Annotated in this window: 26 protein-coding genes; 15 read left to right on the top strand and 11 right to left on the bottom strand. The window is 65.8% G+C overall.

Features of this window, described 5'->3' with window-relative positions:
• Positions 1 to 99: 99 nt before the first annotated feature.
• Positions 100 to 1,467: a geranylgeranyl reductase family protein gene (locus HSRCO_RS05400; protein ID WP_259519410.1), complete on the top strand. Its 1,368-nt coding sequence runs from the start codon at positions 100 to 102 to the stop codon at positions 1,465 to 1,467.
• Between the two features lie 21 nt (positions 1,468 to 1,488).
• Here HSRCO_RS05400 and HSRCO_RS05395 read toward each other — a convergent pair whose 3' ends face one another.
• On the bottom strand, positions 1,489 to 2,763 hold the full coding sequence (locus HSRCO_RS05395) for an amidohydrolase (RefSeq protein ID WP_259519409.1): 1,275 nt from the start codon (positions 2,761 to 2,763) through the stop codon (positions 1,489 to 1,491).
• A 146-nt stretch (positions 2,764 to 2,909) separates the two neighbouring features.
• Between HSRCO_RS05395 and HSRCO_RS05390 the strand changes: the two genes are divergently transcribed.
• Both HSRCO_RS05390 and HSRCO_RS05385 read left to right on the top strand, forming a co-directional pair.
• A complete protein-coding gene (locus tag HSRCO_RS05390; RefSeq protein ID WP_259519775.1) occupies positions 2,910 to 4,424 on the top strand; it encodes a Na+/H+ antiporter NhaC family protein in 1,515 nt (504 codons plus the stop codon).
• The gene (locus HSRCO_RS05385) at positions 4,421 to 4,681 is read left to right on the top strand and encodes a hypothetical protein (protein WP_259519408.1); all 261 of its coding nucleotides are present in this window, start codon (positions 4,421 to 4,423) and stop codon (positions 4,679 to 4,681) included. The genes HSRCO_RS05390 and HSRCO_RS05385 overlap by 4 nt, the downstream gene beginning before the upstream one ends.
• 58 nt (positions 4,682 to 4,739) lie before the next feature.
• On the opposite strand, the gene HSRCO_RS05380 is transcribed toward HSRCO_RS05385, so the two are convergent.
• Positions 4,740 to 5,048: an uS10/mL48 family ribosomal protein gene (locus HSRCO_RS05380; protein ID WP_259519407.1), complete on the bottom strand. Its 309-nt coding sequence runs from the start codon at positions 5,046 to 5,048 to the stop codon at positions 4,740 to 4,742.
• Between the two features lie 115 nt (positions 5,049 to 5,163).
• Between HSRCO_RS05380 and HSRCO_RS05375 the strand changes: the two genes are divergently transcribed.
• Complete coding sequence (locus HSRCO_RS05375) at positions 5,164 to 5,589, top strand: bis(5'-nucleosyl)-tetraphosphatase (RefSeq protein WP_259519406.1); 426 nt, start codon at positions 5,164 to 5,166, stop codon at positions 5,587 to 5,589.
• 88 nt (positions 5,590 to 5,677) lie between these two features.
• Positions 5,678 to 6,706 carry a DUF5787 family protein gene (locus tag HSRCO_RS05370; protein WP_259519405.1) on the top strand — a complete coding sequence of 343 codons (1,029 nt, stop codon included), beginning with the start codon at positions 5,678 to 5,680 and terminating at the stop codon, positions 6,704 to 6,706.
• Positions 6,707 to 6,721: 15 nt separating this feature from the next.
• On the opposite strand, the gene HSRCO_RS05365 is transcribed toward HSRCO_RS05370, so the two are convergent.
• On the bottom strand, positions 6,722 to 7,201 hold the full coding sequence (locus HSRCO_RS05365) for a DUF5797 family protein (RefSeq protein ID WP_259519404.1): 480 nt from the start codon (positions 7,199 to 7,201) through the stop codon (positions 6,722 to 6,724).
• Between the two features lie 79 nt (positions 7,202 to 7,280).
• On the opposite strand from HSRCO_RS05365, the gene HSRCO_RS05360 reads away from it, so the two are divergent.
• The gene (locus HSRCO_RS05360; protein ID WP_259519403.1) at positions 7,281 to 8,051 is read left to right on the top strand and encodes an enoyl-CoA hydratase/isomerase family protein; all 771 of its coding nucleotides are present in this window, start codon (positions 7,281 to 7,283) and stop codon (positions 8,049 to 8,051) included.
• On the opposite strand, the gene HSRCO_RS05355 is transcribed toward HSRCO_RS05360, so the two are convergent.
• On the bottom strand, positions 8,052 to 9,317 hold the full coding sequence (locus HSRCO_RS05355; RefSeq protein ID WP_259519402.1) for an MFS transporter: 1,266 nt from the start codon (positions 9,315 to 9,317) through the stop codon (positions 8,052 to 8,054).
• Between the two features lie 115 nt (positions 9,318 to 9,432).
• Here HSRCO_RS05355 and HSRCO_RS05350 point away from each other — a divergent pair, with 115 nt between their 5' ends.
• Positions 9,433 to 9,744, top strand: a complete 312-nt coding sequence (locus tag HSRCO_RS05350; RefSeq protein WP_259519401.1) for a transcription factor S — start codon at positions 9,433 to 9,435, stop codon at positions 9,742 to 9,744.
• A 347-nt stretch (positions 9,745 to 10,091) separates the two neighbouring features.
• Here the strand turns inward: HSRCO_RS05350 and HSRCO_RS05345 are convergent, their stop codons facing one another.
• From HSRCO_RS05345 to HSRCO_RS05325, 5 genes are all read right to left on the bottom strand, one after another.
• Positions 10,092 to 10,811 (bottom strand): methyltransferase domain-containing protein, encoded by a 720-nt coding sequence (locus tag HSRCO_RS05345; RefSeq protein WP_396266411.1) that lies wholly within the window; start codon positions 10,809 to 10,811, stop codon positions 10,092 to 10,094.
• Positions 10,808 to 11,182 carry a nascent polypeptide-associated complex protein gene (locus HSRCO_RS05340; RefSeq protein WP_259519400.1) on the bottom strand — a complete coding sequence of 125 codons (375 nt, stop codon included), beginning with the start codon at positions 11,180 to 11,182 and terminating at the stop codon, positions 10,808 to 10,810. Before HSRCO_RS05340 ends, HSRCO_RS05345 begins: the two co-directional genes overlap by 4 nt.
• A 44-nt stretch (positions 11,183 to 11,226) precedes the next feature.
• Positions 11,227 to 11,703: a PUA domain-containing protein gene (locus tag HSRCO_RS05335; protein ID WP_259519399.1), complete on the bottom strand. Its 477-nt coding sequence runs from the start codon at positions 11,701 to 11,703 to the stop codon at positions 11,227 to 11,229.
• A 67-nt stretch (positions 11,704 to 11,770) separates the two neighbouring features.
• Positions 11,771 to 12,268 (bottom strand): NYN domain-containing protein, encoded by a 498-nt coding sequence (locus HSRCO_RS05330; protein WP_259519398.1) that lies wholly within the window; start codon positions 12,266 to 12,268, stop codon positions 11,771 to 11,773.
• Positions 12,269 to 12,312: 44 nt separating this feature from the next.
• Complete coding sequence (locus HSRCO_RS05325; RefSeq protein ID WP_259519397.1) at positions 12,313 to 12,954, bottom strand: metallophosphoesterase; 642 nt, start codon at positions 12,952 to 12,954, stop codon at positions 12,313 to 12,315.
• A 292-nt stretch (positions 12,955 to 13,246) separates the two neighbouring features.
• On the opposite strand from HSRCO_RS05325, the gene dapA reads away from it, so the two are divergent.
• Genes dapA through HSRCO_RS05295 form a run of 6 tightly spaced genes read left to right on the top strand, consistent with a single transcriptional unit; the run spans position 13,247 to position 18,893 of the window.
• Positions 13,247 to 14,146 carry a 4-hydroxy-tetrahydrodipicolinate synthase gene (gene dapA / locus HSRCO_RS05320; RefSeq protein WP_259519396.1) on the top strand — a complete coding sequence of 300 codons (900 nt, stop codon included), beginning with the start codon at positions 13,247 to 13,249 and terminating at the stop codon, positions 14,144 to 14,146.
• The gene (gene dapB, locus HSRCO_RS05315; RefSeq protein ID WP_259519395.1) at positions 14,143 to 14,910 is read left to right on the top strand and encodes a 4-hydroxy-tetrahydrodipicolinate reductase; all 768 of its coding nucleotides are present in this window, start codon (positions 14,143 to 14,145) and stop codon (positions 14,908 to 14,910) included. The genes dapA and dapB overlap by 4 nt, the downstream gene beginning before the upstream one ends.
• Positions 14,907 to 15,740: a 2,3,4,5-tetrahydropyridine-2,6-dicarboxylate N-succinyltransferase gene (locus HSRCO_RS05310; RefSeq protein ID WP_259519394.1), complete on the top strand. Its 834-nt coding sequence runs from the start codon at positions 14,907 to 14,909 to the stop codon at positions 15,738 to 15,740. The genes dapB and HSRCO_RS05310 overlap by 4 nt, the downstream gene beginning before the upstream one ends.
• Entirely contained in the window at positions 15,737 to 16,975 is a 1,239-nt protein-coding gene (gene lysA / locus HSRCO_RS05305) for a diaminopimelate decarboxylase (protein WP_259519393.1), read from the top strand. Before HSRCO_RS05310 ends, lysA begins: the two co-directional genes overlap by 4 nt.
• Positions 16,972 to 17,823 carry a diaminopimelate epimerase gene (dapF, locus tag HSRCO_RS05300; RefSeq protein WP_259519392.1) on the top strand — a complete coding sequence of 284 codons (852 nt, stop codon included), beginning with the start codon at positions 16,972 to 16,974 and terminating at the stop codon, positions 17,821 to 17,823. The genes lysA and dapF overlap by 4 nt, the downstream gene beginning before the upstream one ends.
• Entirely contained in the window at positions 17,820 to 18,893 is a 1,074-nt protein-coding gene (locus tag HSRCO_RS05295; protein ID WP_259519391.1) for a M20 family metallopeptidase, read from the top strand. Before dapF ends, HSRCO_RS05295 begins: the two co-directional genes overlap by 4 nt.
• Positions 18,894 to 18,900: 7 nt before the next feature.
• On the opposite strand, the gene purB is transcribed toward HSRCO_RS05295, so the two are convergent.
• Positions 18,901 to 20,283 (bottom strand): adenylosuccinate lyase, encoded by a 1,383-nt coding sequence (gene purB / locus HSRCO_RS05290; RefSeq protein ID WP_259519390.1) that lies wholly within the window; start codon positions 20,281 to 20,283, stop codon positions 18,901 to 18,903.
• Positions 20,284 to 20,449: 166 nt separating this feature from the next.
• On the opposite strand from purB, the gene purH reads away from it, so the two are divergent.
• On the top strand, positions 20,450 to 22,060 hold the full coding sequence (gene purH, locus HSRCO_RS05285; protein WP_259519389.1) for a bifunctional phosphoribosylaminoimidazolecarboxamide formyltransferase/IMP cyclohydrolase: 1,611 nt from the start codon (positions 20,450 to 20,452) through the stop codon (positions 22,058 to 22,060).
• A gap of 300 nt (positions 22,061 to 22,360) precedes the next feature.
• Entirely contained in the window at positions 22,361 to 23,404 is a 1,044-nt protein-coding gene (gene hemH, locus HSRCO_RS05280) for a ferrochelatase (RefSeq protein ID WP_259519388.1), read from the top strand.
• Between the two features lie 12 nt (positions 23,405 to 23,416).
• On the opposite strand, the gene hemE is transcribed toward hemH, so the two are convergent.
• Positions 23,417 to 24,424, bottom strand: a complete 1,008-nt coding sequence (gene hemE / locus HSRCO_RS05275) for a uroporphyrinogen decarboxylase (protein ID WP_259519387.1) — start codon at positions 24,422 to 24,424, stop codon at positions 23,417 to 23,419.
• Positions 24,425 to 24,480 lie beyond the last annotated feature (56 nt).

The following is a 24,480-nucleotide window of genomic DNA, read 5'->3' as shown; positions in this document are numbered from 1 at the left end:
CTGGCGATGACAGTCCGCGACCGCGTCACGAGTTGGGACGGTTTCACGTCGTTCGCCGCTGCAACAAGGATTTTTGACCGTGGACGTACTGGAGGTGGTATGTCCACACAGGAGTACGACGTGGTCGTCGTGGGGGCGGGGACCGCAGGCAACTACGCGGCCGCGACCATCGCCGACGCTGGCTACGACGTCGTCATCCTCGAACGGAAGAACGCGACGGAGGCCGGACACATCGCCTGTGGCGATGCCATCAAGAGCGCCGACGCGTTCCCCTCGGCCATCCCCAAGTCGAAGATCGAACCGGCGATGACGAACACCGACGTCGATCACGGGCGATTCGAGATTCCTCAGGAGGACGTCGTCCTGGAGATTCCCGTCCCGGGTGAACTCGCCGTGGTCGATCGATGGGAGTACGGCCGAAGGATCATTCAGGCCGCCGAGGAGGCAGGCGTCGAGTTCCACTACGACACCGTCGTCAAGGACGTCGTCCAGGAGGACGGCCGCGTCGTCGGTGTCGAGGGGGTTCACGAAGGCGAGTTCGTGCGCTACGAGGGTGATATCGTCATCGACGCCGCAGGCACCCTCTCGATTCTCCAGGATGCCACCGATTTCTCCGACACCACCTTCGATACGAACGTCAGGTACAGTCAGTTCACCTCGGCCTATCGGGAGGTCGTCGAGGTACCCGAGCCGGTCGAGTGGTCCGACGCACTCGTGTTCAAGCCGACCGATCGCGCCGCGGGCTACGTCTGGTACTTCCCGCGGACGGAGACGACGATCAACGCCGGCCTCGGCTTCCAGATGACGGAGTCACCGATGCACCTCGTCGACGACCTCAAACGGGACCTTCGCAATCGCCCCGAGTTCGCCGGGGCCGAGGTCCGCGACAAACTCGGGGCCGCCCTGCCGACGAGACGGCCCTACGATTCGGCGGTCGCTCCGGGATTCATGGCCGTCGGCGACGCCGCCGGACACGTCAATCCCACGACCGGTGGAGGTATCGCCGGGGCCGCCTACGCCGGCGAGTACGCGGGGGAACGAGCGATCAGCGCCATCGAGACCGGTGACGTGAGCGAAGCGACGCTCTGGGCGTACAACGAGCGCGTCATGGACCACTTCGGCGCCCGCTACGCCGGCCTCGACGTCTACAACATCTTCACGACCGCCCTCGACGTGGACACGATGATGGGGCTGCTCGCCTCACTGCCGACGGACAAACTCTCCGAAGCGCTCTACTCTGGCACGGCCGAATTCGACATCGCGCTCAAACTCAAAACTGTCTTCGGCGCGCTCGGCTATTGGGACACCGTCCTCCAGCTCTACCGGACCAAACGCCACGCCGACACGCTCATCGATCACTACGGTGACTATCCGGACTCGCCGGCGGGGCTTTCGGCGTGGCAGGACCGTCGCGATACCATCATGGACGACGTCTACGCCGTCACCGGAGCCGACCCGAAGTACTAACGTCGATCGGAGAGGGATGTCTCACCGGTCACCGACGGCGAGGACGGCGTCGGTCAGGACCTCCACGGCGATGGGGATGGTCTCCTCGTCTACGTCGAAGGTGTCGGTGTGGTGACCGCCCGGATGGTCGGTCCCGACGACGACGTACGTCGCCAGTCCGCCACGTTCTTGGACCGCACGCATGAGGTACGTCGCGTCCTCGCTCCCACCGAGCGGTGCGCGCTCGACCAGGTCCGTGACGGCCGAGTGTTCGTGAGCGACGGCGGACACCAGGTCGATCAGTTCGTCGTCGCTCTCGGCACTCGGCGCCTGGCCGACCGTCTCGACGTCGACGTCGCAGTCGTGCATGTCGGCGGCGTTCTCGAGGATCACGTTCGCGCGTTCGCGCATGTATTCCATCAACTCGGTCGTCTCACCGCGGACCTCTCCCTCAACGAACGCCGTCGCTGGAACGATATTGGATGAGGACCCGCCGCCGACCGGGCCGACGTTCACACGCGTCGCGCCGCCATCGTGCCGGGCGATGCCGTACAGGTTCTGCACGGCCGTCGTCATCGCCTGCACCGCGTTTCGCCCCGCTTCCGGGTGGGCGCCGGCGTGTGCGGATTCGCCGACGAAGTCCGCATCGAAGTGATTGACCGCGAGGAACTCGTCGATACCGGCCACGACCGTTCCCGTCGGATGGTCTAGCCCGACGTGGAGCGCGAAGAGATACTCCACGTCGTCCAGGTGACCGCTCTCGGCCATCGCTTTCCCACCGCCAACCTGCTCTTCGGCCGGCTGGAAGAACACCTTGAACGTCCCCTGGAAGGACGACTGGGCGACGGCCTCGAGGACGCCGATACCGATCGTCGCGTGCGCATCGTGTCCGCACGCGTGCATTGTCTCGCCCGTCTGCGACCTGAAATCCAACTCGGCGGGGGCGTGTGCGCCATCTACCGACTCCTCGATCCAGAGCGCGTCGATGTCGACGCGGAGCGCGACGGTCGGGCCCGCCCCCCGTTCGAGGACCGCGATGGCGCCGGTGTGGCCGCCGGTCGTCGCCTCGAGGACGTCGTATCGGGCGTCGTTCTCGCGAGCCCGCTCGAGCCACTCAGAGCGGGCCGCCTCGTCCGGGACGGCCATTCGATCGGGCGACGACAGGACCGCTCGTCCCACATGGTAGTCGTCGACGCCGATACGTTCGAACTCATCGACGATCCGACTCGTCGTCCAGAACTCACACCATGCCGGTTCGGGATACCGATGTAGCTCCCGCCGAAGGTCGATCAGTTGCGACCGCGTCGTTGGGTCCATGGTCGATACTGGAACGGAAAACCCATGAAGCCACCCCTCGGGTTTCTCCTGGGAAAGTCAGGGTTATTTATACCCATGTGGTCGATGACTCCGATAGGTGAGAGCTAGCAATGGCAGGCAGCGAAGACGACCTCGATGAGGATGTAATGGACGAATTTTCAGACGTTCAGGAAGGAGGAGACGAGCCCGACATCGAGTTCTACGGCGGAAAGTGGGCGAGCGGAATCCCCCTGGGACTGTTCATCGTCTGGGCCATCTTCCAGAGCGGCGTATTACAGATCGGTGACACCAGAGGACTCGTTGCCGGAATGCTGGTAGCACTCGTCATCGGCATGTTCTTCGTCAAGGGCTCCTGGGCCGGATACGCGAACACCATCTTCGAGGGCATGACACAACGCGTCGCGGCCACCGCGATCGTCGCGTGGCTGTGGGCAGGTATGTTCTCCGAGACGCTTCAGGTCGGCGGCTTCGTCGACGGGCTCATCTGGGCTGCCGATGCCCTCCAGGTCGGCGCCGAGCTGTTCCCTGCGGTGACCTTCGTCCTGGCGGCCGTTCTCGCAACCGGTATCGGGACCGGCTACGGGACGACCATCGCGTTCGTCACGCTCTTTTTCCCCGCCGGCGTCCTGCTCGGGGCGAATCCGGTCCTGCTCTTCGGTGCCATCCTCTCGGGGGCGGTCTTCGGGGACAACCTGGCGCCAGTGAGTGACACGACCATCGTCAGTGCGGTGACCCAGGACTCCGACATCGGTGGCGTGGTCGCCTCACGGTTCAAGTACGCCATCATCGCTGCAGTAATCGCATTCGCCGGCTACCTGGTCGCCGGGTTCACGATGCCAACGCTGTCCCTCGAAGGGGCGGCCTCTCTCGAGGGGACGCCCCTGGGTCTCGTCCACCTCGCGTCCATCGCTATCGTCATCGCGACGGCGGTCCGTGGCCGTCACATCGTCGAGGCCATCTCGTGGGGTATCGTGACCGCTATCGTCTTCAACGTGGCACTCGGTCTCTCCTCGGTCGCCGACATCCTCGCGTTCGAGGCGCCGGAGGGGCTGGCCACTGCGCAGTCGCTATCGTGGCTCCCGTTCGTGACGCTCGTGCCGGGGACCGAGACCGGCGTCTCTGGAAGTCTCTACAGCGGTGCCGTCGGATTCTTCCCGCTCATCGTCCTGACACTGCTCATCGTCGCCGGTGCCCGGATCATGATCCGCGGCGGCGGTTTCGAGGCGTTACAGGACTGGCTGCTCAACAGGGTCGCGACGAACGTGACCCGTGCCGAGACCACGATGGTCCTCGGGACCGGTGCGATGAACGCGATGATCACGATCAACACGGCCGCAGAGATCGCGATCGCGCCGTACATCGCTCGTATCGGTGAACGGTACAACATCAACGGCTACCGGCGCGCCAACATCCTCGACGCGAACACCTCCGCACTCGGGTACATCTTCCCGTGGGCGGGCGGCGTCCTCGTCGGCTACGCACAGATGCCTGGACTCGTCGCAGAGTACGGCGTCGACCAGTTGCTGGTCCAGCCCATCTCGGTCGTCCCGTTCGTCTTCCACGGCTGGCTGCTCGTCGGTGTGTTCCTCTTCGCAGCCCTCACCGGCTTCGGGCGGGAGTACACCACTGATCGCGCGTCCGAGGAGGTGGCTCGCGTATGACCAACCCCTTCTTCGCCGGATTCAGCTTCCGGACGAAGACGCCGTCCTTCGACGTCGGAGACGAACTCGAGCTGTTCGTCACCGGCCAATCGGACGAGGGGTTCGTCGCTCGCGTCGGCGATACGATCTTGCACGTCGAAGGCGCCCCGAGCGGGTCCGTCGATACCCGTATCCGGGCACGCGTGACGGACTTCGACACGGAGTCCCACCAGGGGACCGTGGAGTTCATAGAGAAGATCGGCGAGAGTAGCTTCTAGGGGACGCCCCTTCTGCTCGTTTCGACGGGTCTACGGCAGAACAGGGACCGCGACGCGGTCATTTCACTTCGGCTTCGATCTGGATGCTGTCCGGATAGTCCTTCTCGAGGAAGTCTCTGGCCAGTTCGTCGTATCCCCGAAGGTCGATCCGACGCTGAAACACCGTGTAGGTCCAGTTGTCCGACCCGGCGTCGGCGTCGCCATCGAGACGACGGTAAAGCGTGACTTCGTGGTCTGTCGGCGGGTCCTGATGCGGTCCTTTCATCTCCGCGCCTTTGCGGCGACTCGTCTCGACGATGTCCTCGACCACCGCGTCGAGAGCCTCCCTATCGCCGCTCTTGAACGAGAATCGGGTGACGACGGTCATTGATATACCGGGAAATCGGTGCCGACCAGCAAAAACCGTGTGTTTGGCTTCCCCCGTGCCAGGTCGTCGCGTACTCCGACATTCTCTTATTGCATGGCAGTATACCATTCGTCAAATGACGGTCGAAGCTACGAGCGCCGGTGCGATCCTGTTCCGCGACACGCGGGGCCGGCGCGAGTACCTCCTCCTCAAATCCCGACCAGGGGACTGGGAGTTCCCCAAGGGTGGAGTGGAGGGGAACGAAGAGTTACAACAGACCGCCATCCGCGAGGTCATGGAGGAAGCCGGCATCGAGGAGTTCCGCCTCATCGACGGCTTCCGAGAGGACTACGACTACGTCTTCGAGGCGAACGGTAACCGGATTCACAAAACGGTCCACCTGTTCATCGCGAAGTCCTTCGAGGCGAGCGCAGAACTCTCCTCCGAGCACCGAGACCTCCAGTGGCGGGACTACGAGCAAGCGATCAACACCATCACCCAGGACGGGCCGCGGGACATCCTCCGCGAAGCCCGTGGGTTCCTGGAAGACGAGGGCATCTGAACCGGGTCCGGAACCCATCCGAGCGCCCGATCGGCCCACGGATAGCCGCCGCCAAACGGTTATCTCCCCGGAGCGTCTGCAATCGACCGTGAACGCGGAAGCCGACCACGAGTTCGGGTTCGAACTCCGCGTCTGTGCCTGGGCAGAACGCAACTGGCCACCGGAGACGGCCGACGAGCGACCGGTGGTCGTCGCCAGACAGCTCGGCACCCGTGGTCGTCGCTGGGACACCATCGTCGTCGAGGTCGACCCGGACGCGCTGGAACGACGGGGCCAGTTCGGCGAGAAGCGACTGGACGGCGACCTCCTCCACGTGGTACGGAACGCGCCCGAGAAGTGGGCGTACTATCGCGATGCGCTCCCGGATCCAGGGTATCCATGGCGATACGTCCGGGAGGCGATCCACCGCGCAAGCGATAGGGGAATCCTCGAGGAGCGAAAGCGCGGAAACCGCATCGAGATCAGACGCATCGCTGCGTACCCGGACTGGGTGGACCGACTCGTGGTCATCGAGAACAAACCCGACCTGGACGCGAGCGCGGCCCGGGCCCTGCACGATCAACTCGAACGCGACGTCGCATACGCGCTGGCGGACGAGGTCTGGCTGGCGACTACGCGGACCGACGACCGCGTCGAACCGGCACTGCTGGAGGACCTCCCGGTCGAAGCGGGTATTCTCGCGGTGGGCGACGGCGAAGCGGACGTACTGTGGCACCCGCGCACGCTCGCGGTCGGCCACACGGGCACGGTCATCGAGGAACGCGGCGATAGCACGACCTACGGGGAGTCGGCGGCACGGTTCAGCTACGTCGAACCTGCGGCAAAGCGGGAGAAACGGCTCGAGATAGCCGAACGGGCGTACGAGCGGGGCTGGCGGTCGTTCGTCGAGACGATGCGGCCGGACTGCAGACACTTCGCACTGGCGCGCGCGTCCGAGGACTTCGTTCCCTCGTGTCGGGCCACGGGGCACGAACAGACGGCCGCAGAATGCAGACAGACATGCCCCCACTTCGAGCCGGAGCCGCCCGCCTGGCGACAGCGTGGGTGGCCCATCGACGGCGGCCCCGGCAAGGCCATACAACGAGTCCTGACGGCACGACGAAACCGACGGCGGTAACCGGGCGCGGTCGACTCAAGCCTCGGCGTCGATGACGACCGCGTCCCGTTCGACGGCGAGTCGGAACGTCGGAACCGTCCGCTGGACCTTCTCGACGACCCCCTTCCGCGAGAGCGTCTGCAACGCACGGCGGACCTCGCCCACGTCGTACGCCTCGTCCCCCTGGTCCTGGAGGACGTGCAGCACGGACACGACGCTCTGGGAGCGCTCGTCCGGTCCGGCGAGCACGGCGAAGATGTCGCGTTCGAGGTCGGACATGTGGACCGCCAGGGTGTCGGCCATCTCCTCGCCGGTCGCAATGGCGACGCCCTCGGCGGTCGCACGAATCAGGGAGTTCTCGTCCCGATAGTAGTAATCCCTGAGTTCGTTCTCCAGGTACTGGTGCACCTCGCTACCACTCTCCATCTCCCATCGTCGTTGCAGTTCCTTGTTCTTCGTCGGCTGTAATTCGACGATGTCGGCGAGGCGCTCGCGCGCCGTCTCGGAGAGGGACATGCACGTCGATTGTGTCCCGAGCGTATTTCGATGTTCTGTATCCCGGACGTTTATGCTCCGAACGGTCGTGGCGACGGACATGAACGACACTGTTCGATACGAGATCGACGGCGGCGTCGCCACCATCACCGTCGACCGACCCGACAAACTCAACGCCCTCAACGTCGAGACGCTCCACGCCCTCCGGGACGCCCTCGACACAGCAGCAGAAGACGAGGCCCGCGTCCTCGTCATTACTGGAGCGGGCGAGAAAGCGTTCGTCGCGGGCGCCGATATCAGCCACATGAAGGATCTCGGTCCGAGCGAAGCCCACGAATACGCGACCCTCGGCCACGATCTAATCGAGGCCATCGAATCGTTCCCTGCACCGGTCATCGCGGCCATCAACGGCTACGCGTTCGGCGGCGGTGCGGAGATCGCACTGGGCTGTGATATGCGCGTCGCGAGCGAACGCGCCATCATCGGCCAGACCGAGATCGACCTCGGCATTATCCCCGGTTGGGGCGGAACACAGCGACTCCCCCGACTCGTCGGCGACGAGGTCGCCCGTCGACTCATCTACTTCGGCGACCGGGTCGACGCGAGCGACGCGAACGAACTGGGACTCGTCGGCGAGGTCGTCGCTCACGACGAGTTGTACGATCGGGTCGACGATCTGGCGGCGGAACTGGCCAGCCAGCCCGCGTTCGCGCTCGCGGCGGCCAAAGAAGCCATCAACCAGTCCCACGAGGGGCCACAGGCCGCAGGCCTGGCGTTCGAACGCCGAACGTGGACGAGCCTCTTCGGCACCCACGACCAGCGAGAAGGGATGGAGGCGTTCCTGGCGGACCGAGAACCGGACTTCGAGTGATCAGTCGGCGGTCGACACGAACGGGATCCCCCGCGAGTCCGACAACGTCTCCTCCACCTGCGAATACACGATACCGAACGCCGCGACCGAGAGCGCGCCCCCGACCACGAACGGGACGGCGAACCCGTAGGCAACCAGGAACCCGGAGGTCAGCGGTCCGATCGCCGTCCCGAGACCGAACGACATCGTCAAGACTGACAGCGTCGCCCCTGAGGCGCCACGTTTGGCGAGATCCCCGGCGAGCGCTAACGAGGGGGCGAAGACCAGCGCGACCGCGACACCCTGGATGAATCGGACCACCACCATCCCGGCCGTCGTGAACACGTAGCCCTGGATCGCGGTCGAGGGAATGAGCAAGAAGAACCCGAGGAGGATGAACGGCCGGCGGCCGTAGACGTCGCTCGCCCGTCCGACGGGGATCTGTGCGACGACGTTCGCGATGGTGACTGCGCCGAACTGAAGACCGAACATGTAGGTAGGCTGGGACAATCGCGTGTTGATCTGGGCTTCGAGCGTGGCAAACATCGCGATGGCGATGCCCATCACGATGGTCCCGAGACCGAGCGCGAACACCGGGTCCAGTAGGCGGTCACCCGCACCACGGATGGCGATCGAGAGGTCCTCGCCGGCGTCCGCTTTCGTCTCCTCGGTGTCGGAGACCAGTGCCGCCACGAGCAGGAAGCTGAGGAACGCACCCGCGACGGCGACCGCGAACGCCGCGTGATAGCCCCACCACTCGATGACGACGCCGGCGATGATCGGCCCGAATCCGAAGCCGATGAGCCGGAAGGTGTTGAAGACACCGAAGTTCCCGCCGCGCTCCGACGCCGAGGTCGCGAGTTCGTTGACCAGCGCGACGGTACTCGGGATGGTCAACGCCGCGCCGATCCCCTGGAGGGCTCGCAGGACGACGACGGCCCAGTACGAGGAGACGAAGATGAACGCCCCGCTCGCGAGCCCGAGCAACACGAGGCCGACGAGGATGAACGCCTTCCGCTTCGCGAGACGGTCGGAGAGCCGGCCCGTCAGCGGTTGCGAGAAGCTGTTCAGGAAGCCGAACAACGACAGTGCGAGTCCGATGAGCAGTGATTCCGTGACCGGGACGCCGAGGATGGGGAGCCTGGTCCCCACGATCGCATCGATCGATATCTGGCCCGAGGCGATGTACAACGGGAGGACCACGATGAGAAACGAGTTGCCCAGCGCGTCCGCCATACGGGCGAACGCCAGGACGAGTACGCGTCTGTCGGTGCCGAACACTCCCATCGGAGTGGCGTTGGACGGCCCCGTCCTTGCGTGTTGTGAAACGAGAGGCCGGTAGCTGGAACATCGTGTTGGGAGAACGCAAGGCGTTTATCGCCTCGGCGGTGTGAACCGACACATGGAATTCTGCGACGAATGCGGCTCGATGATGCGGGCGACGGACGGGGTCTGGGAGTGCAGTAACTGTGGGAACACGCAAGTCAAGGACCCCGACGCCGAGTACGTCATCTCGGAGGAACAGGAGGTCAGCGAGATCATCGAGACCGGGGAGGGTGACTCCGGGCTCCCGACGACCGACGCCCGGTGTCCGGAGTGTGGTAACGACCGCGCCTACTGGTACATGCAACAGATCCGCGCGGCGGACGAATCCGAGACGCGCTTTTTCGTCTGTACCGAGTGCGAGCACAAGTGGCGCGAAGACGATCACTAAACGCCCACCTTTTTACACGAGGGGTTTCCTCGCTCGCGTCCGCTCGCTGCGGGAACCCCTCGTCCAAAAATCTGGACCAAAAACGTCCCGCGCCTTCGGCGCGGGGGGTCCCGCGAACAACCGTGAGCGGGACGTCATCAGAGCTTTGCTCTGATGGAAAACCGCTTCGCTCGGGTCCGTCGGACCACTCGCTCGCGGATGCTTTACTAACAACCCCGAGCGCCTCAACCCAGACAAACCTTCAAATACCGAGCCACAGCCACCCCGTGCTATGCTGAGAGCATTGCCACGAGGGCGTGGCGGGAGTGCGGTGGCCCCCTCGTGGAGCGCGTGCCACCGCCTGTTCGCTACAACTTCCGCGCGAAGGTGAGATAGCCGGTGTGACCCACGCCTTTCGTCGTGGGCCGCGACCCCCGGTCGTCGAAGTCCATCCGGCGCTGGATGGTCTCGATCGTCTCGATGTCCTCGAGATCGGCGTCGCGAGCGGCGAGTTCGACCTCGCGAGCGGACTCCACGAAGGGAGAGTAGACGGCGACGAACCCACCGGAGACGAGGAGAGAGGGGGCCTGCTCGACGACCGTGGCGGCGTCGGCGGTGTCGAGTGTCAGCAGGTCGAATCCGGAGAGTTCCTCCAGGTGATCGGTGACGTCTCCCGCCCGGACGGTCACCCGTTCTGCTACCTCGGCGAGTTCCATATTCTCGCGCGCCACGTCGGCAAAGTCGGGGTCCTGCTCGAAGGTCAGGACCTCCGCGCCCGCTCGGCCCAGGTACGCGGCGAGGACGCCAGTCCCGGTTCCAGCGTCGAGCACACGGTCGCCGGCGGCCACGCCGGTGTGCCCAACGACGAGCCCGATGTCCTTCGGCATCATCGGCGCGCCGGTTCGCTCCAGGTGTTGGAAGAGGTCTGGCCCACGGAGGGCCCGCACGCTGAACGCCTCGCCCAGGTGGGACTCGACGACGTCGCCCGGAGCGACGTCGGTGGGAACCTCGACCACGCCGAGGTCGGTATGCACCTCGTCGCCGGGGGCGCAGAGGAACTCCCGGTCCGCTCTGACGAGAAGGATCACTCGAGGTGGTCGATGGCGGCGGCCAGGTCGCCATCCGTCGCTTCGAGGGCGTCACGAGCTTCGTCCTCGCTGACGCCGGTCCGCTCTCGGACCAGATCGACGTCGCTCTGCGGGATGTCGTCCGCAGCGGCGGACTCGGTCTCGGTCGTCTCGGGTTCGGACCCCTCCCGCTCGGTCGGTTCGCCAATGACCTGGTAGGTTTGCTGGCCGCGAGCGTCCATCCGCGTGACGTCGGGGTCGTCGAAGACGATCTCGGTACCGTCTTCCTGCCGGATGATGACCTCCGTCGCGTCGATTTCCTCGACGTCGATCCCCATCTGTTCCATCATCTGTTCCATCTTGCGTGGGTTCATGCCGCCGCCTCCAAACATACCCGAACAGTCGACACCGGAGGAAAAAAGCGTGGCGAACCCGGTCAGTCACCGCTCGGCCCGGCCGCGTCGCGGACCCGTACTGCCATCCCGGTCTCGAAATCGACCATTGCGTCCGCGTCGAGTTCGGCACGACCTACCGCGAGCACGTCCCCGCGCTCGTGGACGACGACCACCTCGTCACCGCCACGGACGTCACCATCGACCGTGTCGACGAACTTGTTGAAGACGTTCTTGCCGTCGCGGACGTATGGTTCGCTCTCGTCGCCGACCTCGACCCGGTAGGCGGGGAAATCGAGGGACTCGACGAGCCGTCGCCCCCCTTCGATACCAAGGGTGAATCGACCGTCGAGCCCCAGCGAGACCAGTCGCCCGTTCGCTGCCAACACCTGGCGTGGCCGGCCCGAACTCGATCGCTGGATTCGCAGAGATTCGTCCTCGGGGAAAAGATCCTCGCCGGCCCCCGCACCGAACTGGTAGTCGGCGAGGATCCTGAGCGCGGGGAGATCGGCGTCGTTCATGTGTAGACCGTCGAGCCGGCGACACTAAAGCGCCTTCGAGAGACGACCGGGAAATATCGTTCCCCGGTCACAGGAGGAACGTCTCCGTCCGTTCACCGAGGTCGATGAACGAGTCGGCGGATGCCACGAGTTCGTCCGCCGTCGAGGAACGGAATCCCATGACCTCGACCCGGACGCCCTCGTGGCGGAGGTGCGAGCACAGTCGCGAAAAGTCGCCGTCACCCGTCACCAGTACCAGGGTGTCGACGTGGTCCGCGAGTGTGACGGCGTCCAGGCTCATCCCGACGTCCCAGTCGGCCTTCTTCGTCCCGTCCGCGAACGTCTTGATCTCCTTGATCTTCGTCTCGAACCCGATATCCTCCAGGGCCTCGAAGAACGTCTCCTCGTCCGGCGAGTCCGCACGGATGACGTAGGCGATAGCCCGCGTGAGTTCACGGCCCTGTACCGCCTTCTCCAGGAGGGCCGCGTAGTCGACGTTCTGGGAGTACTGGCTCTGGGCGGAGTGATAGAGATTCTGCGCGTCCGCCAGAACGGCGACGCGCTGGCCCGGATGGATCGAAACCATACGCACGCCTTGCGGGCCCTCGCCTAAGTACCTAGGTAGAACAGTTACGCAGAGGGCGTTTCGTGGCGGGTGACTTCGAGGGTCTCCGGGTCCAGCAGGTAGTACGATTCCCACGCCGGAGCGAGCGTGACGACACGCGTCGATCCGAACGTGCTCTCGGTGTGCTGGTGATGGTGGCCCGCGAGACAGAGGTCGGGTTCCAGCGCCTCGAGGATCTCGTCGATCGCGGTACAGCCGACGGCGTACTCCTCGTGGACGGGGGTGCCGTGGGGTACCTCGTGAGCGAGGAACACGTCGACGTCCTCCAGCTCCTTCGCTCGTTCGACGTCCTCCTCGACGAAATGTCGACGCCGCTGCTCGTAGAGGGCATCTCGCGGTTTCTCGTACTGTGTGGGTGCGTAGTTCCCCGAGAGGCCGGCGACCCTGAGGCCCTCGACCTCGACGACCTCGCTCGCGATGAGGGTGACGTTGTGCACGGCGGAACTCTCGAGTCGACCGTACCGGAGCGCGTCGATGACGTCGAAGTCCTCGTTGTTGCCGGCGATGAAGTAGGTCTCGACCGGAAGGTCGTAGTAAAACAGGTCGCCCGCCTGCAGGAGGACTTCCTCGTCGGCGTCTCGGATGGCCGCGAACAACGCTCGTCGGCGGGCGGAATCGTTCGCGTGCGCATCACCCAGGACGAGCATCGAGAAGCAGTCTGGACCGGACCGAGAAAAAACCCGGTGAAAGCGGCCCCTATCGGGGTCGGCATGGTTTGCAGCCGTCGGAAGGCATATAGTGGCCGACGTATAGCATCTGGGTATGAACGTGGTTCCCGAAGACAGTCCTCGTCGGACGGGGAGCCACGTCGTTTTCTCGGGTAAACGCGGCAAACGGGAGTGAACCGCTCGTTGCGGAAGTGGCAATTCCGTCCCGGGCGTCCGCGTCGACCGTCCGATTTCCGACCACGCAGTCCGACAGATCACAGACACCAGCGACATGACACCCGACGACCTCACAACCGGCGTCTTCCCCGCGATGACGACGCCGTTCGACGACGATGGTAGTATCGACCACGACCAACTCGCCGCAGACGTCCGCCGCCTCGAAAGCGCAGGCGTCGACGGCCTCGTCCCGGTCGGTTCGACCGGCGAGAGCGCCACGTTGACCCACGACGAGCACATCGACGTGGTGGAGACGGTCGTGGAGGCGCGCGAATCGGTGCCGGTCATCGCCGGTTCCGGTTCGAACTCCACCCACGAGGCGGTCTCGCTCTCCCGACGCTCGGCCGAGGCGGGCGCCGACGCACTCCTCCTCATCTCGCCGTACTACAACAAGCCCGAACCCGCCGGCATGGAGGCCCACTACCGTCAGATCGCCGACGAGGTGGACCTGCCACAGATCATCTACAACGTCCCCTCACGCACCGGCCGTAACATCGCCGTCGAGACGGCCGTGAATCTCGCGTCCCACGAGAACGTCGTGGGCTACAAGGCCGCCAGCGGCGACCTGGGACGCATCGGCGAAGTCGCCGAGCGCACCGCCGACGAGGAGTTCTCCGTCATCTCCGGTGACGACGGAATGACCCTTCCCATCCTCGCGACGGGTGGAACCGGGGTCATCAGCGTCGCCGCCAACGTCGAACCCGAACGCGTCACGCGAATGACGTGGGCGGCCCTCGAAGGCCGGTACGAGGAGGCCCGATCGCTCCACCACGAACTCGGCCCGCTGTTCCGCGAACTCTTCGTCCAGACGAACCCCATCCCCGTCAAGGAGGCGATGGCCATCCGCGGGTACGGTCCCGCCGAACTCCGCCTGCCCCTGACCCGCCTCGACGAGGAATACCGAGCAGGCCTGGAATCCGTCCTCGAAGACCTCGAGGAGGCCGCCACGGTATGAACGTCGGCGTCACTGGCGCCACGGGCCGCATGGGCCAGGAGGTGCTCGACGTCCTCGCGGAACGGGACGCCGACGTCGCCTTCGCGGTGGCCAGAAGCGGCCCGATCGAAGGAGCGACAGCATCACCAATCGAGTCGGCCGACCAGATCGACAACCTGCTTGCAGCGCGGGACACGGACGTTGTCGTCGACTTCACCGTTCCGGCGGCGAGCGTCGAGTACGCGAAAGCGGCCGCCAGGGCGGGCGTCCCGTTCGTCACCGGGACGACCGGCTTCTCCACCGACGACGTCGCTGCGCTCGAAGCGGCCGGGGAGCACATCCCGGTGCTCGTTGGCGCCAACTTCGCTCGAGGGGTCCAGGCGCTCATCGGCGCCGTCGAGGCCGCCGTCGGTGCGCTCCCCGAGTACGACGTCGAACTCACCGAGACCCACCACAACGCGAAGCGTGACGCCCCGAGTGGCACCGCGAAAGTCATTCTGGACCACATCGACGAGGCACGAGACGACGAGAGCACCCGCGTCCACGGTCGAGAGGGGGAGGCACTCCGGAGCGACGGCGAGATCGGCATTCACGCTCGCCGCGCCGGCGACGTGACCGGCGAACACGAGGTGCTCGTCGCTGGGAACCAGGAGACACTCTCGCTGACCCATCGCGCGGGGTCGAGAGGGGTCTTCGCCGCCGGCGCCGTCGACGCGGCCGACTGGCTCACTGGACGGGAACCGGGATACTATCGATTCACGGACGTCGCAGAGGAACTCGCATGACACTGGAATCCGACATTCGCGACCTGCAGCACCGCTACGAGACCGACGAGATCGATGCCGATTCGGCAGGAGCTGACGCCCTCGACACCCTCGATGCGTTCCTCGCATCCCTCGAACGAGGGGACGTGCGCGCCGCCGAGAAGCGAGACGACTCCTGGGAGGCGGTCCCCTGGGTAAAACGAGGGATCCTCCTGAACTTCGCTCTTCGCGAGACCGAGCCCAGACAGTACGGCGACGTGACCTACCACGACGTCCTGGGCTTGCGTGGTACTGACGACCTGCTCACGAAGGGCACGCGCAACACGCCCGACGGAACGGTCATCCGCCGGGGTGCGTACGTCGGCGAAGACGCCATCCTAATGAGCCCGAGTTTCGTCAACATCGGCGCCTACGTCGGGGACGGAACGCTCGTCGATTCGGCGGACACGATCGGGTCGGCCGCCCAGATCGGTGACGACGTCAAACTCGGGGCAAATACGGTCATCGGTGGTGTCCTCGAACCCATCGAAGACGCCCCCGTCGTCGTCGAGGAGGGGGTCGCGCTCGGGGCCGGATCGCGAGTGACCTCCGGATTCGTCGTCGGGGCGAACAGCGTCGTCGGCGAGAACACGCTGCTCACCCCGCGAATCCCCATCTACGACCTCGTCGAGGAGGAGATCGTCTACGGCCACCTCCCGCCCGAACGCCGGGCATTCACGCGGTTCGTCGAATCGAGGATGGGCGAACACGACCTCTTCGAAGGCGGCGCCTACAAGCCAGCGGTCGTGGCGACCGACCTCGAAGCGACCACCCTCGAGGGGGCACAGCGCGAGGAGGTACTTCGGTCGTGAGGACTGGGCCACCGATCCGTCGTCTGGCCGACTGGGACGCGGGCGAATTACAGTCTCTGGTCGATGAGCACGGATCGCCGCTGTACGTGATCGACCTCGACAGGGTCGCGGAGAACGCCGCGCGCATCCAGGACGCATTCCCGACGGCCGAGGTTCACTACGCCGCAAAGGCGAACGCTGGTCGGGCAGTCCTGGAACGGCTGGCCGCCGAAGATATCGGTGTCGAGTGTGCCTCCGCTGGCGAGGTCGTCCGGGCACTCGAGGCGGGTTTCGCGGGCGAACACGTCCTCTACACAGCGGTCAATCCACCGGCGACCGACCTCGACGCGGTCGTCTCGCTCGCCGAAGACCACCCCGGCCTGACGATCACCGCCGGTGCCCGAGACACCGTCAATCGACTCGACGAGCGTGGGTATTCGGGACGCCTCGCCATTCGCGTTCACCCGGGTATCGGTGCCGGACATGGCGACGCGGTCGCCACCGGTGGCGACGCCTCCTTCGGCATTTCCGCTGCAGAAGTGCCGGCAGTGTTGGAAGGCGCCGAGGCTCGGGGATTCGACGTGGTCGGTGTCCACGCACACACCGGAAGCGGCCTCTCGAACGAAGACAACGAGGCCCATCGTGCCGTCGTCGAGACGCTCGCGGACGTGGTCGAAGCGACCAACGTCTCGCTCGAGTTCGTCGACGTCGGGGGCGGATTCGGTGTCCCCTACCACCCTGACGAACCGCCCATCGACCTCGATCCGATCGCCGAGGCGACCCGCAACGCGCTCTCGCACCTCGACGTGGACCTCGCGGTCGAACCGGGCCGGTACGTCGTCGCCGACGCGGGCGTGCTGGTGACCGCCGTGAACACGGTCAAGCGGGCTGGCGAAGATCACGTGTTCGCGGGCGTCGACGCGGGGATGACGACCCTCCTTCGTCCCGCCCTCTACGACTCGTACCACCACGTCCGGAATCTGGCATCGGACGCGAGCGAACGTGGCGACACCACCGTCACGGTCGTCGGTCCCGTCTGTGAGAGTACCGACGTACTCGCGGAGGACCGACGACTCCCGGAGCCGATCCGGGGGGACAGTTTCGCGATCGGCAACACCGGTGCCTACGGCATCGAGATGGCGAACCAGTACACTACACGACCACGACCCGCCGTCGTCGCACTCGAGAACGGTGCCGCTCGCGTCGTTCGACGGCGCGAGGAGTTTTCCGACGTGACTGCGATGGAGGACGTATGACCGAGGTCCCGTACCAGAAATACCACGGCACGGGCAACGACTTCGCCGTCGTCGAGGGCCACGAAGACGTTCCGGACCGCCCAGCCTTCGCAATCGCACTCTGTGCGGACCTCGACGCCGACGGGGTCCTATTCCTCGAACCCGAGGAGACGGACGGAGACGGCGAGGAACCACCCGTCGTGGACATGACGCTATATCAGCCCGACGGGAGCACCGCCGAGATGTGCGGCAACGGCGCCCGGGTCGCGGGACGCTGGGGTTCCGAACGAACCGGTGCCGACGAGGTGCTGCTCGAGACCGACGCCGGCCCCCGACACACCCGGATCCACGAGGACTGGAGTGTCACCGTCGAGATGGGGACGCCATCCTTCGATCCGGCGGCAGTCCCCGTCGAGGCAGACGAGCCGATGGTCGAGACCGAACTGGAGGGATACGTCGTCACAGCCGTCAATACGGGCGTCCCCCACGCGGTCGCCTTCGTCGACGACGTCCAGGCGGTCGACATCGACGCCGATGCCCCGCCGATCCGACACGCCGACGTCTTCCCGGAGGGCGCCAACGCGACCTTCGCCGCCCGTACCACCGAGGGATTCGACCAGCGAACCTTCGAGCGCGGCGTCGAGGGCGAGACGCTGTCCTGTGGCACCGGCGCCGTCGCCATCGCGGCCGTCGCCACACACCTGGGCGAGATCGAGCCCGGCGAATCGACGGTCGTGAGTCCACCGGGAGGTGACCTTACCGTGACCGTCAGGGAGGACTGGACGACGACCCTCCGGGGCCCAACCGCGTTCGAGTTCTCCGAGACGGCCCCTCGCGACCCCGACACCCCGGCGGTGGTCGACGGATGAGCTTCGATCCGATCTCGTTTCTCGAACGCGCCGTCCAGACGCCCTCCCACGAGGGCGTCGACGAGATGCGAGCACTGCTCGTCTCGACCCTGGAAGAACACGGTGCATCCCCTACCATCGACGATGCGGGCAACGTCGTCGCGTCGAAGGGGGAGGGACAGCCACACGTCGTCCTCAACACGCACATCGACACGGTCCCACCGCACGTCCCCTTCGAGCGAACGGACCACGAGATACGCGGTCGTGGTTCCTGCGACGCGAAGGGGCCGCTCGCAGCGATACTCGCGGCATTCCTCGCTACCGAGCCATCCACGGGCACGCTCACGCTCGCGGTCACGCCGGACGAAGAGACCGCGTCGACCGGTGCAGCGCACCTCGACCTCGATGCCGACGCCTACATCGTCGGCGAACCGACCGGTCTCGACGTCTGTGTCGCGGCCCGTGGCCGATTCCAGGGAACGGTGACCATCGGCGGGACGGGTGCGCATGCCGCCGAGCCATCGGCGGGCGTCAATGCCATCTCGGGGGCCGCGCAGGCCATCGCGGCACTGGACTCCTTCGACGCCGAATTCGGCCCGGCACCCCACCCCAGACTGGGACCGCCGACGCTCACCCCCACGCTCGTCGAGGGGGGTGAAGCGACCAACCGGGTTCCCTCGCAGGTGACGATCACCTTCGACCGGCGGAGCGTCCCGCCGGAGTCCGCCGATCGGTTGTTCGACCTGCTCGGCCAGCACCTCAGGGCACACACGCCCGACACCCTCTCGATCGACGTCGAACCCGAAGATCGGCCGACGCCGTTCCTCGAGGCGTTCGAGACCGACCCGGAGGCACCCGTCGTCACCGCCCTCCAGACGGCGAGCGGCGGGGAGGTTAGAGCGTTCGGTGCCGCGACGGAGGCATCCTACTTCGCGAAGGACGCACCGACCGTCGTTTTCGGTCCCGGGCATCTCCAGGACGGTGCGGGACCGGTGGCCCACGGCGAGCGAGAGTACGTCACGATATCGGCCGTCGAGGAGGCAGGCGTGGCGCTCGAGGACGCACTCGAAACGCTGTTCGATTCCGAATGACCGGAGACTACTGCACGTCCTCGGCCAGGTCGCTCGCGACGCCGGTGTAGGTCGCTGGCGTCAGCGCGCGCAGTTCCTCTCTGACCGACTCAGAGACGTCCAGGTCGTCGAAGAGGGCACGGAAGTCCTCGAGGTCGACGCGCTGTCCCCGGGTCAGCTCCTTCACGTGTTCGTAGGCGTCCGATTTGCCCTCTCGACGGAGGATGGTCTGGACGGCCTCACCGATCACCTCGGGCGTCCCCTCCAGGTCCTCTCGCATGACCGCTTCGTTCGGGACGACCGTCGCGAGTCCATCGCGGAGCTTGACGTACCCGAGCAGACAGTACGCGAAGGCAGCGCCGATATTCCGCTTGACCGTCGAGTCCGAGAGGTCTCGCTGGAGTCGGGACGACGTGAGGTATTCGCCGAGGAACTGGAGGTCGCTGTTGGCCTTCGAGAGATTCCCCTCGCTGTTCTCGAAGTCGATGGGATTCACCTTGTGCGGCATGGTCGAGGACCCGGTCTCGCCCGCGGCCGCCTCCTGGCCGAGATACCGGTCGCTGACGTAGCGCCAGACGTCGCGGTCGAGGTCGAGGAGGACGGCGTTCGCACCGCGAACTGCGTCGAAGAGGGTCGCCAGGTCGTCGCTCGGGTTGATCTGCGTAGTCGGTTCCACGTGCTCGAAGCCGAGCGATTCGACGAACTGCCGAGAGAACGCCCGCCAATCGACGTCCGGATAGGCCACCTCGTGAGCCGCGAGCGTCCCCGACGCGCCGCCGAGTTTGCCCTGGAGCTCGTCGACGGCGGTCTCGATGCGACCGATGGCCCGGCCCAATCGGGTGGCGAAGACGGCCATCTCCTTGCCGAACGTCGTCGGCGTGGCTGGCTGGCCATGAGTTCGCGCGAGCATCGGCAGGTCGGCGTGGTCGTGGGCCATCTCGACGAGTTCGTCACGGATTGCGCGCAGTTCGGGAAGAAGGACTGCCTCCATCGCCGGTCTGACGAGGAGCCGATGCGCGAGATTGTTCACGTCCTCGCTGGTCAGCCCGAAGTGGATCCACGGATGGACCCGTTCGGGTGCGTGTTCGCGGACGAAGTACTCGACGGCCTTGACGTCGTGGTTGGTCGCCGCGTACCCGCGGGCGCCCTCCGTCTCGATGCGTTTGACGAGGCGAGCGTCCTCGTCGTCGAAGTTCTCGTAGACCGACCGCAAGGCGTCTCGTTCGTCGGCCTCGAGCGAGAACGGGACCGCCGGGAGGTCGGCGAGGGCGATGAGGTACGCTATCTCGACCTGCACGCGTGTCCGCATGAGCGCGGCCTCGCTCGCGTAGGGCGCCAGCGGGGCCGTGCGACCGGCGTATCGACCGTCGAGAGGTGAGACCGCGTCGAGCGGACTTCGGTCGGGGTACATACAGCGCAAAGACGGCGGTCGGCGCAAAAACGTGTCGGTATCCACCCACAGGCGTGCATACCAACATGGTTTTTCGCCCCGAATTTGGCCGATTCAATCCGCAATCGTGGATACAATCCGCTTTACAACCGCAATTCCTTTGCCCCTCGCAGACGGTGGTCTCAGCATGGTACGGATTGCCGGCATGGCGAGCAATCGGGGACGGAACCTCATGCATATCCAGGACCGCCGACCGGGCGGTGCCGAACTGGGCGTCGTTCTCTCGAACGACCCGGACGCGCCGGTGCTCGAGACGGCGGAGAAACGCGACATCCCCACCGAAATCGTGGAGCAGACCGACGATATGGACCGCTTCGAGCACGAACGGGCGGTCCTCGAGGCCCTGTCGGGGTACGACTTCGACCTGGTCGTTCTCGACGGCTACATGCGAATCCTCTCGAGTACGTTCCTCGACGAGGCGCCGACGACCATCAACGTCCACCCGGCCCTGCTCCCCTCGTTCCCAGGGATGAACGCGCACGAACAGGTACTCGAGGCCGGCGTCGCCCTCACCGGGTGTACGGTCCACGTCGTCACGAACGCGGTCGCCGAGGACGGCAGCCTGCTCGAATCCGAAGTGGACGCCGGACCGGTCATCACCCAGGAACCCGTGCCGGTCTACGAGGGCGACGACGAGAGCGACCTCAAAGATCGCGTCCTCTACGAGGGCGAGTTCAAGGCGTACCCGCGGGCAGTCCGGTGGTTCGCCGAGGGTCGCGTCACGGTCGATGGCGACACCGTCACCGTCGAGGGCGATGGTGGGGGGTCGTTCCCGGATCGTCGCGTCGTCTCCGACGACCGCGTCCGCGAACTCAGATACGGCGAGAACCCCCATCAGGACGCCGCGCTCTACGCCGACGCCACGGTCGAGGAGGCGAACGTCGTCGACGCCGACCAACTGAACGAGGGGGCGAAGGCGCTCTCGTACAACAACTACAACGACGCCGACGGCGCACTCAACCTCATCAAGGAGTTCGACGACCCCGCCGCGGCCGTCATCAAGCACACGAATCCGGCCGGCTGTGCGGTCGCCGATTCCGTCGCCGAAGCCTACGAGAAGGCGCTCGCGACAGACCCGATGAGTGCGTTCGGCGGCATCGTCGCGCTCAACCGGGAGTGCGACGCCGCGACCGCCGAACAGATCACCGATTCGTTCAAGGAAGTCGTCGTGGCGCCCGGCTACACCGAGGAGGCACTCGCCATCCTGCGCGAGAAAAAGAACTTGCGCGTCCTCGACGTGGGGGACCTCGGAGAGGTCACCGAGACGCTCACCGAGAAACCAATCGTCGGCGGACGTCTCGTCCAGGAACGCGACCAGCAGGAGATAACCGCCGAGGACCTCGAAGTCGTTACCGAACGAGAGCCGACCGAGGAAGAACTCGAGGCCATGGTGTTCGCCTGGCAGACGATGAAGCACGTCAAGTCCAACGGCATCCTCTTCGCAAAGGGCACGGAGACCGTGGGGCTGGGCGTCGGCCAGGTGAGCCGCGTCGACGCGGTCAAGATCGCCGCGATGAAAGCCGAGAAGGACGCCGAGGGCAAGACTGCCGAGGGCGCCGTGATGGCCTCCGACGCGTTCTTCCCCTTCCCGGACGGGATCGAGGAAGCCGCGAAGGCGGGAATCGAAGCCGTCGTCCAGCCGGGTGGCTCGGTCAACGACGATGACGTCATCGAGGCCGCGGACGAGCACGGGATGGCGATGGCGTTCACTGGCAGTCGTGCGTTCAGACACGACTAGAGGGGCGGTTGCGGTCCTGGCGGAATCTCCAAGGGGGAGCGAGCGAAGCGAGCGAGGGCTTGGATGGCCATCGCGTTCACTGGCAGTCGTGCGTTCAGACACGACTAGAGGGGCGGTTGCGGTCCTGGCGGAATCTCCAAGGGCGAGCGAGCGAAGCGAGCGAGGGCTTGGATGGCCATCGCGTTCACTGGCAGTCGTGCGTTCAGACACGACTAGAGGGGGGGGGCAACCGCCCAGTCCAAACGGGCGCAAACCGACGACACCGAAGCCTATACCCGGGGTCCACCCGGAGATGAAGCCATGAACGTCGGCGTCGTCCTGTTGAACTTCGGCGAACCTGCAACGCCGGATCGTGCGGAAGTGACCACGTATCTCGAGCGGATCTTCTTCGATAACGCGGACCTCGAGCGATACGATACCGAAGCCGAGGCCAGAGAGCGTGCCCGGACCCTGGCGGAGCGGCGGGCGCCGGCCCTCATCGAGGAGTACGAGGCGATCGGCGGGTCGCCGCTCCAGGCGCAGGCGGAAGCACAGGCCGAGTCCCTCCAGGCCGAACTCGAAGGGCGCGGCTACGACGCGAGGACCTACCTCGGCTATCAGTACACCGAACCGCTCATCGGGGACGCCGTGGAAGCGGCATTCGACGACGGCGTCGAGCACCTCATCGGCTTCCCGGTCTACCCGCTCAGCGGCCCCTCGACGAACGTCTTCGCGGTCGACGACCTCGAAGCGGCCGTCAGGGACCGCGACCGTGACGTGCAGTGGAACGCGGTCACGGGGTGGCACCGCCATCCGACCTATCCACGGATGCGGGCGGAGAACGTCCAGTCGTTCGTCTCCCAGTCCGGCCTGGACCTCCAGGATCCAGACACGGAACTGCTCTTCTCGGCGCACGGGACGACCCTCCACTACCTGGAGGAGGGGAGTCGATACGACCAGTACGTCGACGAGTACACCGAGACGATGGCCGCGCTCCTCGGTGTGGACGACTATACGCTGGGATTCCAGAACCACGAGAACCGCGATATCCCCTGGACGGAGCCGGAAGTCGAGGAAGCCATCGCAACGGTGGACGCCGAGCGCGTGGTCGTCGAGCCAGCGAGCTTCCTCCACGAGCAGTCCGAGACCCTCTCGGAACTCGACGAGGAACTGGCCGAGGAGGCCGAGGCGGCGGGACTGGAGTTCTACCGGGTACCGGTTCCCCACGACGAACCGCGCCTCCCCGGCATCATGGCCGATCTGGTCGAACCGTTCATCGCCGACTTCGACCCGCGCTACTACCAGCTCCGACAGTGTCAGTGCCGGGACGAACCGGGAACGTACTGTCTCAACGCCGATCTGTAGGCCAGAACGAGGTCACCGTTCGATCGATTTCGCCGTCCTGACGAACGCCTCGACGGCCAGCGGATCGGTCCGCCGGTCGACGCCGTGGCCCAGGTTGAGGATGTGTCCGGCGTCGCCGGCCCGCTGGATCAGCTCCCGGGTCCGTTCGGCGACGAAATCCGGGTCGCCGAGGAGGTACGAGGGGTCGAGATTGCCCTGGACCGGCACGTCGCCCAGCGTCTCCCGGGCCTCCTCGATGTCCACCGTCCAGTCGAGGCCGATCACGTCTGCGCCGCTCTCCCGTAACTGCTCCAGTCGGCCGGCCATGTTTCTGACGAAGACGATAGTCGGAACGTCCACAGTCTCGAGGATACGCTGGTGGACGGGCAGGATGAACTCTTCGTAGTCGTCGGGGCCGAGCAGTCCCGCGTACGTGTCGAACAGCTGGACGACGTCCGCTCCGTGGGCGACCTGATACTGCAAGAACTCCCCGACCACGTCGGCGAAGGTCTCGAGGAGATTCGCGAAGGCGTCGGGATGTTTCGCGCGGAACCCCCTGACGGGGACGTGCGACCGAGACGGCTTCCCCGCGACGGCGTAGGAGGCGAGGGTGAACGGCCCGCCGGCAAAGCCGATGACGGCCGCCTCGTCACCGACTCGGTCGTGCAGCCGTTCGAGCAACTCGCCGACGTAATCGAGGGACTCCGATACTGGCGCCTGGCCCTCGGGAACGTCTCTCGGCTCTTCGATCGGCTCCTCGACGACCGGTCCGACCCCGGATTCGATGTGGTACTCGAGGTCGAGCGGTTCGAGCGCGACGAGGATGTCGGAGTACATGACAACACCGTCGACGCGGTAGCGCTCCCAGGGCTGGAGGCTAATCTCCTCTGCGACGTCCGGGGTCGAGATGGCTTCGCGAAACGTGTAGTCGGCGCGGATGTCGCGATACTCGGGGAGGTACCGTCCCGCCTGGCGCATCAGCCAGACCGGTGGACGATCGGTCCGCTCGCCACGGGCGGCCCGGAGGAACCGTTCTTTCATTGGGTGTGGGTTGGACGGGCGGGGTAAAGTAGGTTGGTCGTCCCGGACGCGGTTCG

The organism is Halanaeroarchaeum sp. HSR-CO, from assembly GCF_024972755.1.
GTDB lineage: Archaea > Halobacteriota > Halobacteria > Halobacteriales > Halobacteriaceae > Halanaeroarchaeum.
The sequence above is the reverse complement of the archived record's forward strand: the minus strand, read 5'-3'. Positions and strand labels throughout refer to the sequence as shown.